The sequence below is a fragment of the Paraburkholderia graminis C4D1M genome (assembly GCF_000172415.1).
GTDB lineage: Bacteria > Pseudomonadota > Gammaproteobacteria > Burkholderiales > Burkholderiaceae > Paraburkholderia > Paraburkholderia graminis.
In genome coordinates this window covers 615,095-625,914 of sequence record NZ_ABLD01000002.1, presented here as the reverse complement: position 1 = coordinate 625,914, position 10,820 = coordinate 615,095, and the positions used below count along the sequence as shown (strand labels likewise).

Sequence of the window (10,820 nt, the reverse complement as noted above, 5' to 3'; positions counted from 1 at the left end):
GGGAAAAAATCACATAGCCGTGCGCGAGCGCGAGCGTCACCGGGAAATAGCGTTCCGCCGATAACTGCGAAGCGAACGACGCCTTGCTGCTCAACGCCGTGCCCGAGCGAGCGCTGACCGGCCGCTGCCACACGGTGACATCCGCGCCCTGCTCGCGCGTGCTGACAGGCAAGCGACGATAGCCCGCGTCGTTGCCGTCCGCCTTCGCCGCCTTCGCTTCATAGGCGCCGATCACGTCGCCGAACGTCTTGCCGAGCGCGCTTTTGAGCGCCGCGATGGACGCGGCATCCTGCGCCTTCACGCGCGCGATGAACACCGGCGCGACCAGCGCCGACTTCGCATACCAGCAGACAGCCGCCGGTCCTGTCAAACGATCGCCGATTGCCGCGGCCGCATCGCCGCCATCGGCGACCTTGCCCAATAGCGCCGATGCCTCTTTCCAGTCCGCCGGCACGCTCGTGCACGCCGCGGCGTTGGCCGGCAACGCGCGCCACAAGTCAGCGCTGTGCCACTGCTGCGGCAGCTTGCCAGGATCGATCAACGCCGAGGTGCGCCAGCTCGCCGCGGCGTTGCCGTTCGGCGAAAAATCGAAACGCAATGCGTCGATGCCGGAAAAGAACGCCTGATAGCCGAACGACAGATAATTCGCCGACACGATCAGACGATGACCCTTCGGCGCATCGCCGGCCGCATCCAGCCGATAGGCGCGCGCCGCATCGTCGCGACCGGACGAGAGCATGTCGGACACAGCATCGGCGCGTTCGCTCAGCACATTGCCCTTTTCGTCGAGCAGCACGCCCGGCGCGGACAGCACGACCAGACGGTCGTCTTTCGTCGCGAACAAAAGCGTGCGGCCGACTGCAAGTTTCAATGCATAGACCGGCACGTCGCCCGAGAGCTTCGCGACCTGGCTCAGTTGCGAGTCGCTTGCAGCGACGTTGCCCACGCCTTGCAGCAATTTCGCAAGACCGTTCCGGCGGATGGACATGATCCAGTAGCCGAGCCGGCCGTCCGGCGAGCGCCACAGCAGCACATGCGCGGGTTCATCGAAAACGCGGCGAATCAGTTCGTCGCGCCAGTCCAGTTGATGTTCGAATGCAAGGCGCCGCAAAGCACCTTCGGCGGAAAGGCGCGTATTGGCCGATTCGTAATAGTCGACGAAGTCTTGCGTGAGCACGTCGTGAAGTAATGGCACACGCAACATATCGCGCGGCAAACGCGAGAGTGCTTCGCTGTCGATCACCGCGTCGGGATGGTGAATATCGAGAACGACTTCCCCCGTATTGGCCGCCTTGCGATGTGCGAATGGACGCCACACCGCCTGAATGACGACGGCAGCCACGATCAGAAGCACGGCCACGAGGATTGCAAACTTTTTACGCGACATCTTCATCTGATTTTTTCTGTTCGATGCGACGATATTAACGTCGATGCCGGTCGCATTAAGCCGCCGTAACCGATCGCTGAAGGCAGCGATGATAACCGATATTTTTAACCGCACAACAGCCGAAACTGCATTTAACAAAATCGAGCTGACCTCGATTAATGCAGCAGGAGATTATAAAACCGTGCGTCGCCGTGCCAGTCGGCTAATGCGGTAGTCGCCCCACAACTCGTGCAGCAATATCGTTTTCATTAGAGGCAAAAAACCTACACGAGCCGAGTCTTTTGATTACGCGCAATTTTAAACGTCGCGCAGCGTATGCAGAACGGAATCACTTCCGTTCTGAAGTTAGCCAATTGCCGCCGTCGCCCGCATCGTCAAAAATCCTTCATGATCTTTTGCCCATAATTCGACGGTTTTACCATCCGTCGACGGCGCGCCGCACACCTTGAAAGGCTGACCGGCAAAAGTCGGGCGAAGCGCCTTGTAGGCAAAACTCTGCAGCGTGGCTTCCGGTTGTTCGCGGCGCACGAGGTCGGCGAGCAGCGTCGCAATCAACGGACCGTGCACAACCAGCCCAGGATAGCCCTCCACCTGCGTCGCATAAGGCTGGTCGTAGTGAATGCGATGGCTGTTGAAGGTCAACGCCGAATAGCGGAACAACATGACGGCGTCGGCGTCGATGGTGCGGCTCCACGTTTCGCCTTCCGGCGCGAGTTGAGGCCGCTGCGGCCGCGCGTCTGCCGGCGGCGCATCGCGGTAGACAATGTCGTGCTCTTCTTCGAGCTTCAATTGACCGTCGACCTCGATCGTGTTCTGCACGGTCACGAAAACGAGGCGGCCGGAGCGCCCCGTCTTTTCTTCGATGTTCGCAATCGTCGACGTGCGCGTGGCGTGCTCCCCCACTTTCAGCGGCGCATGGAAGGTCAAGCGGCCGCCCGCCCACATGCGACGCGGCAGCGGCACCGGCGGCAGAAAGTCGCCGCGCCTCGCATGGCCGTCGGGGCCGGCTTCGGAGAGCGGCGAGATCGGCAAAAAATAAAGCCAATGCCAAAGCGGCGGAATGGTATCGCCGGTTTCCTCGCGATTCAGCGTCGCGGCCAGGGCCGCCAGCGGAAAGGCGGTGATGTGGTCTTTGGCGACTTGCTCTGCGCCGAGCCAATCGTCGAGTTTTTCTATTACATCGGACATGGCATGCCTCCGGTGAGCATTCAGATTCACAGCACCTACTATGGACGACGCGATACGGTTCCGCAAAGCTCAACGTTCTATCGCATCGATGAGAATTGCAGAGCAAGAGTCGGAGTGCGCGGCGGCGGACACGCGCTTACACTGAATCATCGTTCGTATATCGCAGAGGGAGACAGTCATGAATACGGTGGCGAAGCCGTCCCGCCATAACCCGGCTCACGCAAGTTCGCTTGCACCGCGCATCGAGGCGATCGACTGGTTCAACGTCGAAGAAGAACTGAACGGCTATGGATGCGCGATGTTGCCCAAGCTGCTGACCGGCGACGAATGCGACGCGCTCACCGCGTTATATCCGCACGAGGAGTTGTATCGCAGCCGCGTTGTGATGGCGCGGCACGGTTTCGGGCGGGGTGAATACAAGTACTTTGCGTATCCGTTGCCGCCGTTGATCGCGGAATTGCGCCACAGGCTTTATCCGCATCTCGTGCCGGTGGCGAATCGCTGGAATGAAGTGATGCGAATCGATGTGCGCTATCCGGCGGCGCACCCGGAGTTTATCGAGCGCTGTCATGCCGCGGGGCAGACGCGCCCTACACCGCTGATCCTTCAATACGCCACCGACGACTACAACTGCCTGCATCAGGACCTTTACGGCGAGCATGTTTTCCCGCTGCAGGTTGCGATTCTGCTGTCGGAGCCCGGCGACGACTTTACCGGCGGCGAATTCGTCATGACCGAGCAGCGTCCGCGGATGCAATCGCGGACGGAAGTCGTGCCGCTGCGCAAGGGAGACGCCGTGGTGTTCGCAGTTCATCATCGGCCTGTGCAGGGCACGCGCGGGGCGTATCGGGTGAATCTGCGGCATGGGGTTAGCCGGTTACGGTCGGGGCGGAGGTGTACGGTGGGGGTTATTTTTCATGATGCCAGTTGAGGGGGTTGTGCGGGTTACCTGCTGCCAATCGACGTAGTGCCGGGACAGGCAACGCCCACCACGCGAGACCGCAATGGCCTGCATGTTCTCAATGGTCAACGGCTTCGTTCGGCTTCCGCGGTTTTGGCGGGCACGAGTGGCAGCCCTGTCGCCGGGTCGAGATTCTTTTCACGCGCCAGTTTTGCAACGAGCGATTCGGCAGGCTTCTGCGGCGGCTTGGCCGCGTCCTGTTCCTTCTGCCACTGGAACGTGCCGTCCCATGCGGGCAGTTGCGCCGGCGGCAGCGGCACGATCTGGTCGACATCGGGGACTTTCGGATTCAGACCTTCGTTGTCGTCGAGGAGTTTACCGATCGCTCTGTAGCGGCGCGAGCGTTCGGGATCGTTGGGAACAGCAAGGTAGTACAGGCGATCGTCCGGCGGGGGGCCCTTGAAGCCGTTTTCCATGAACGACGCAGCTTGGCTGTTTCCCGCCAAGACGCCCTGCTGGAAAGCCCTAAGGGCCTCGACATAGAACTTATCCGTCAAACGATCAAGAGCCAGTGAGGTCGCGGCCTTGCCATGTCCCTGGTCGGCTGCACACCGGTACATCTGCAACGCAACCGCGGGGGCGGCATCAATTGGGTCCAGCTTCTCCGCGAGGTAATACTGTGCATCCGGGCTGCCGAGGTCCGCCGCCTTGCGGAAATAGCGCAAGGCCGTCACGCTATCCTGCTTAAGGCCGTAGCCGAGTTCGAGGTAATGCGCGACGTCGTAATAGCCGCCCGGCACGCCCTGTTTCACCAGTTGCACCGCCAGATCGACCGCCTCTGTCTGTGCGTTAGGTGAATCCGCCAGGCCCGTCGACACCAGCGCCTGAAGATTGGTGTTGGCCTTGTAGTGATCGTGGGCTGCCGCAATCCGGTAATACCGCGCGACATCACTGAAATCCTTTGGGCCGTCCTGCTTCTGCAGCCAGCGGGCATATTTGAACAACTGGTCCGCATCCGGATCGAGGGGGGGCAGGTGGTCGGCCTCACGCACGCAGGTAAAGGCGAGATTCGCGCGCACGGCGCTCAGGTCAGGCAGTGAAGCCAATGGGCTCCCCTTCGTGCACGCGCAGACAAGACTCGCCAGCACGGCGACAACAACGCCTCGCCTCATGAAATTGCCCCGGAATTATCAACGGCTTCATACATGGTTCAGGCTGTCTCGTCGGTGTAAGCCACAAGACGCCAGCGCGCATTGGTCCGGTAAATGCGCATGCCGAGCAGCGCGTCGAGTCCCGGAATGGGCCGGGGATTCTTCATGGCAAGTTGCGGCATCGTCTCGCCTTTTCTGAAACGGCATGTCGCTTCGAGATTCCGGTCTGCCCAGCGCCCGTCGCTCCAGATGCCGTCCTGCGGACATACCGCGCCCGTGGACACCACCGTGCCGAGCGGCACGCGTTCGGCTTCCGCGGTTTTGGCGGGCACGAGTGGCAGCCCTGTCGCCGGGTCGAGATTCTTCTCACGCGCCAGTTTTGCAACGAGCGATTCGGCAGGCTTCTGCGGCGGCTGGGCCGCGTCCTGTTCCTTCTGCCACTGGAACGTGCCGTCCCATGCGGGCAGTTGCGCCGGCGGCAGCGGCACGATCTGGTCGACATCGGGGACTTTCGGATTCAGACCTTCGTTGTCGTCGAGGAGTTTACCGATCGCCTTGTAGCGGCGCGAGCGTTCGGGATCGTTGGGAACAGCGAGGTAGTCCAGAGTATTGGACGGAGGCGGGCCCTTGAAGCCGTGTTCCATAGACGACGCAGCCAGGCTGTTTCCCGCCATGACCCCCCGTTGGTAGGCTATGAGTGCTTCGCCGTAGGACTTATGTATCGTACGGTCAATCCCTAGTTCGAGCGCCGCCTTGCCGTGTCCCTGGTCCACTGCGCATCGCCACATCTGCTGGGCAACATCCGGCGCCCTGTCGATCGGAAACAGTTGTTGAGCGATGTAATACTGCGCATCCGCATTACCCAGATCCGCCGCCTTGCGGAAATAGCGCAAGGCCGTCACGCTATCCTGTTTAAGGCCGTAGCCGAGTTCCAGGTAATGCGCGATATCATAATAGCCGCCCGGCACGCCCTGTTTCACCAGTTGCACCGCAAGGTCGATTGTCTCTTTCTGTGCGTTAGGCGAATCGGCCAGTCCCGTCGACACCAGCGCCTGAAGGTTCGTGTTGGCCTTGTAGTGATCGTGCGCTGCCGCTATCCGGTAATACCGCGCGACATCGCTGAAGTCCTTTGGGCCATCCTGTTTTTGCAGCCAGCGGGCGTATCTGAACAACTGGTCCGCATCGGAATCGAGCGACGGCAAATGATCGGCCTCATGCACGCAGGTAAAGGCGAGATTTGCGCGCACGGCGCTCAGGTCAGGCAGTGAAGTCAATGAGTTCTCCTTTGTGCAGGCGCACGCAAGGCCCGCCAGCAGGGCGATAAAAATGCCTCGTCTCACGGCTCAGTCCGCGTAAGTGCGCTTGGGCGACGTACGCAGAAAGCCCACGACAGATGCCACCGGGGGCAGCTTATTGCCCTGGTTCTGAGTGTTCCGAAAAATGACGCGACTCCACTGCTTGTACGCCTCCGGAATGTCGTCCTGCGCGCCCAGATCGTTCGTATGAAGCGCCCACAACTGCTTGCGCAGAGCGCGCGTCGCTCCGCCGTGCTCATGGCAGATATTCAGTTCGCTGTCGACTTCCATGCTGCGCCGGTTGACGTTGGCCGAGCCGTGCGTCGTAAACACGTCGTCGACAATCATCAGCTTCTGGTGGATGTAGACGTAATCCCACTCCTTACCTGCCGGCATGTCCGGGGCGACCAAAGTACAGACCAGCACTTTCATTCCGGGCATATCCTGCGGCGGCACGAGATCCCCGTCCTTCGTCAAGCCGTCCGCGCTGACGCTCGCCGTCCGGCGTTGCTCCTGCCTCGTCTGCTCGAGTTTCTGCTGTAACTCGCTCTGCCGGGCCTGTCCGTCCTGAAGGTAGTTGGCCAGCCCTTGCATATGCGAGAAATCCGCGCCCTGCATCATCGCGTGCTTGCTGGCGGCCTGTTCGTCGGCGAGCTGCTTCTCCAGCGCCTGTTCCTGCTGCGCAAGCTGGTCGTTCCTCTCCAGTTTCTCGATACCCGGCATCCGGTCGCCGTATCCGAGTGCATCGAGCATCTGGTAGGTGCTGACCGTCCCGAGCCCGATGCCGTCGTCGTTCGAATTCGTGATCACGAACAGATAGACGACGCCGTGCTTCGCGGGATTGCGTCCGCCCGCTATCTGCGCGTTGACGTTCTTCCGCAGCTTGTCCGCCACGGGCATGTAGCGGAAATACTGGTTTTCGATATACACAAACTTCGTCGTGTTGTTCACCGCCTGGAGGTACAGCGCTGAGATGTCCTTGGTGGCGTCCTTGCTGCCCTTGCCGTTCTTGCCGAACTGTGACTGCGTGCGCACAATCTGCGCCATGACCGGCGTACCGTTTTTCGGGTCGCGGCGCAGCGTCAGTCTGCCAGCCAGTGCCGCCCGAGCGTGAGTCAGGTTCTGGCCGGTTGCGTCGTCCCAAGCCTGGCAGAAGTTACGGTTCAGGCAGTCGAGGATCGGCCCCGTTACCTTGGCGGACATGTCTTGTCTGGGATGAAGGCCGTTGCGCCCCATCCGCGGCGCCTGCCTCAGGTAGGTGTGGTCGTCCCTGTCCCAGTATTCGTCAAGCGTGTTGTGCCCCATCACGAACCCGATTGCCTGTTCCGGAACCTCGTAATCGACAAGCACCATCTTCTGGTGATGCGAGGGCTCAGCCGTCATCGCCGCAGTGTTGACATCTCTAAGCTTGGGATCGCCGTGCGGGCCGCTCATCCACGTCCGCCATGCGATTTCAGCGCGTTCCCTCAGATCGAAATCGCGCGTGGCGAATTCGATGTTCTTCAATGGCTTCAACGCGCCCGGCAATGCGCCGAGTACCGCCGTGGCGGTAGACTTTGCCTTCGACAACGGATTAACTCTCGTCTCGGCTGAAGTCCGCGTCACATTATTCAGGTTAGCTCGTCGGTACCAGAGCTGATCGAACTCCTGCTGGGCACGGGTACGGCCGTCGCTTGCGGCACCCGCCAAGCCGAATATTCCGTGGTTACCAGGCATCATGTCTTCCGAGAAGGAAGCCACGTGCAGCGAATCGCTCCAGACCAGCAGCCGGATCTTGATGCCGGGTTTTTCGAGCCCCTTGAATTCGAGCAGTTCACCAATTGACGGCGAACCGTGCGCATCGCCGCCGCGTCTGAAATACATCGACGGCTGGAAACCCCAGCACAAAATATCGATGCTGTGCTCCGCCTGCCGTATCGCGTCGAACACAGCCCCAAATGCCGCCTCGCCGTTCACGAGCGGAAGGTACGTTGCGGGCGCAGGGTTGTATTCGGTGTTCTGCACAAACCACGGGGACGGGACCGTTGCACTGCGGGTGCTGGACAGCGCGACCGGAACGGTAATGGATTGTTGTTTTGTCATTCAGACGTCCGTATCAGGGTTGAGCAGCTTGTTGTAACTCGTGCGGTGTTCCGCGCGATCAACCGCCCCAGCAGCCGTACCGGGCCGGCCTTGGTGAAACGGAATGCCCTGATTGGCGAGTGCGCCGTTGTCAGCGTTGCCCCGGTATTCTTCCGCAACGGGAATCGTGTAGCTGACGCCGTTCGCGAGCTTCAGCGAGTATTCCTGCGTCGTGGGATGGTGATCGATCTGAAGCAGCCCGGTTTCATCGAATACACCCTGCTTAACCAGCGCGCCGCCAGCGAAAAGCTTGTAGGGCATGCCGGCCGACATAGCTGCTCTCGTCGCCGGCGATCCCGCTGTATTTACCGTGAACGGCACGGTCGGCAGACCGGCCAGCGAAGGATGGTTCAAGTCGAGCGGCATGTTCAGCGACGCTTTCCCCTTCTTCTGAACGGTAATGGTCTTGATGAACAGATCGAGCGGGCCGCCCAGCGTGATGCTGCCGTCCTTCAACTGGATGAACGCGCCGCCTGACTCGAGTATGAGTTCCTTCTTCGCACTGATGCGCACTGTGCCGTTGACGCTTGCCATCGTCAGGTCTTGTGCGGCGATCAGCGACATGGCATCGCTCTGCGCCTGAATTTCAACCGGGCCTTTGGCCGCAAAAATCTTCACGCCGAGCTTCTGCGCGAACAGTGAGATCTTGTCGCCCGCTGCAACCGTGAAGCGTTTCGTCACGCTCCAGTCGGCGTTCTTGCCGGCAACGGTTGAGATACTTTCCTGCGCCGCGAACTGCACGCCGTCGCCCGCGACAATGCCCGCTGATGCGGGCGTGCTCATCAGCAGTCCCGGCTTCTTCAGGCCGTCGAAATCCTCCTTCATCTGCTGCTGTGCGGCCGTGTCGGCAGGCTCGGCCTTTGCGCTGCTGGCGGACGCAGCGAGTGCCTTTGCAAGTTCCAGCGCGCTCTCAAGCTGCGCAATGGTTTCCTGCATGTCGAGCTGCTTGCCGCTCGCGCCGGGGCGGTCATAAGTCGTGACCATGATGCCCTTGCCCGCGCGCAGCGCCCCCCAACCCGATGACCTTAGCTCATAGCCTTCGCCCCGATATTCGAGCTTGCTGTTGACGAGGTAACCAAGATTGAGTTGCGACTTGCCCGAATGCTCGGTGCTCAGCTTGATGCCTTCCTGGCCCGCCCAGTCTTCCATGCGCAGCTTGTTGTTCGCCTGCGTGCGGATCATGTTGCGTGAGAGCCAGCGACGGTCATTCGTCACCAGGTCGCGCGCCTGGCTGTGATGGTGGAACGCGGTGATTTCGGGCTTGTCAGGATCGCCGTCCCGGAAGGCAATCACGGCCTCGTCGTTGTCCAGCGCGACGAAGTGCATGCCGGTTTGCAGCTTGCCCGCGAACGGCTTTGCAAGCCGCAGCGGTACGCTCTCAGCACCCTTGGGCCAGTTGCCGAAGTCAGCATCCAGACGGACGATGTAATAGCCTGCGGCATTCAGATAGCCGTAGGTGTATTTGTCCGGGCTGCAGATACGGGCGCTGAGCGTGCCAGAAATGCGGGCCCATTTGTCGGGTTCGAGCGGGAGCCGGAAACGCCGGTCGGCGGGGATCGCCTTGTAGCTGTTCGAATACGACGCATCGCGCGCGCCGCTGTGCGTGACCTCGGTAATCACCATACCTTTCGGCGCGTCGGGCAGGACAATATCCGTCTCCAGCACGCTTGCGCACTGCAATGCGAGTACGTTGCTTTCGCCCTCGTAAATGACCTGTCGTGCGATGACCGCCTCGTGGCGCAACTGCGCTTCCCACCTGGCGCCCGCCTGGTCGAGATGATGCGTGCCGTAGACATACGGCTGGCCATACGTCGTCGGGTCCTGCGGTGCGACATTGGCACTGTCCCGAAAGCGCTCCCACGCGCTCTCAGGGTTGTAGTCCGCGACCATGAACGACTGCGGCACGGTCGTCGTGTGCGTCTCGATCTTCGTCACCGCCTCCACGCCGCCCGCTTCCAGACCGGCCGCTTCGCGGTACGGCACGATCCGCTGTGGATCGTCGTAGAGGTAATGATCGATGTCATCTGCAAAGACGATCTGGTCACCGTATTCCGTTTCCACGATAAAGCAGTAGATCCCAGCCTTCTCCATCAGCATGTGGACATAATCGAAATCCGTCATCTGGTGCTGGAAGCGCCAGAGATGGACCGGATACTGACGGCGCAGACGGAACGATGTCTGGTGATCCCGGATGCCATGACGGCGCAACACCGCCATGAGGATCTGCGGTGTGGTGACGCGTTGGTAGACGTGCGTGTCCGTAACCGCCTGGAGCCGTCCGAAGTGTGACTTCACCACGACCTCGTACTTTACGTAGTCCTTCGTGGTCCGGATGGTGGAGAAGCGCTCGATGAAACCACTGAATTTCCGCACTGTTCCATCGTCATTCTCGATGCCGAAAACCGCATCAAGGTTCAGATAGTCAGCCCGTGCAAGCTGCTGCGGGTGGGTCAACTCGATGCGCACCTCGGTGGGCGCGCCCATCTTCTCGATTGCCGTGAACGACACGACCGACAGCGCCGCCGCGCTGTCCGTGCCAGGTACGTCGAGAAAATATGCCTGGCGCCCGGTTATGGCACGCAGCGCGTCTTGCAGGTCTGCCATGACCCGGCCTCCTTGCTGATTGTGGGAGACGCGGCCGGGTACATGAGGACTGCAAACGTCAGGCTGGCCGCGATCTGGAGCCATTTCAGCTCTTCACGCGTTTTTACCTGGCGGGGTGATTCACTTCAATCAGATGTGTCTGAAAGTCCGTAGTCTGTTGTCAAACGGAAAAG

The 10,820-nt window shown here is 60.7% G+C and carries 6 protein-coding genes and 1 pseudogene; 1 reads left to right on the top strand and 6 read right to left on the bottom strand.

The features are described 5' to 3' along the window. Both BGRAMDRAFT_RS05780 and BGRAMDRAFT_RS05775 read right to left on the bottom strand, forming a co-directional pair. The coding region (locus BGRAMDRAFT_RS05780; RefSeq protein ID WP_044020367.1) for a DUF2138 family protein at positions 1 to 1,393 on the bottom strand (1,393 nt) is incomplete at its 3' end. A gap of 339 nt (positions 1,394 to 1,732) precedes the next feature. Beyond that, complete coding sequence (locus BGRAMDRAFT_RS05775) at positions 1,733 to 2,575, bottom strand: HTD2 family dehydratase (RefSeq protein WP_006047739.1); 843 nt, start codon at positions 2,573 to 2,575, stop codon at positions 1,733 to 1,735. A 178-nt stretch (positions 2,576 to 2,753) separates the two neighbouring features. Between BGRAMDRAFT_RS05775 and BGRAMDRAFT_RS05770 the strand changes: the two genes are divergently transcribed. Then, positions 2,754 to 3,506 (top strand): 2OG-Fe(II) oxygenase, encoded by a 753-nt coding sequence (locus BGRAMDRAFT_RS05770; protein ID WP_006047738.1) that lies wholly within the window; start codon positions 2,754 to 2,756, stop codon positions 3,504 to 3,506. 104 nt (positions 3,507 to 3,610) lie between these two features. Here the strand turns inward: BGRAMDRAFT_RS05770 and BGRAMDRAFT_RS05765 are convergent. From BGRAMDRAFT_RS05765 to BGRAMDRAFT_RS05750, 4 genes and pseudogenes are all read right to left on the bottom strand, one after another. Then, a pseudogene (locus tag BGRAMDRAFT_RS05765) lies at positions 3,611 to 4,648 on the bottom strand (SEL1-like repeat protein); the annotation flags it as partial. 38 nt (positions 4,649 to 4,686) lie between these two features. After that, positions 4,687 to 5,967 carry an SEL1-like repeat protein gene (locus BGRAMDRAFT_RS05760; RefSeq protein WP_457920689.1) on the bottom strand — a complete coding sequence of 427 codons (1,281 nt, stop codon included), beginning with the start codon at positions 5,965 to 5,967 and terminating at the stop codon, positions 4,687 to 4,689. A gap of 3 nt (positions 5,968 to 5,970) precedes the next feature. Beyond that, a complete protein-coding gene (locus BGRAMDRAFT_RS05755; RefSeq protein ID WP_006047735.1) occupies positions 5,971 to 8,004 on the bottom strand; it encodes a phospholipase D-like domain-containing protein in 2,034 nt (677 codons plus the stop codon). Further along, entirely contained in the window at positions 8,005 to 10,647 is a 2,643-nt protein-coding gene (locus BGRAMDRAFT_RS05750) for a type VI secretion system Vgr family protein (RefSeq protein ID WP_006047734.1), read from the bottom strand. Between the last annotated feature and the right edge of the window lie 173 nt (positions 10,648 to 10,820).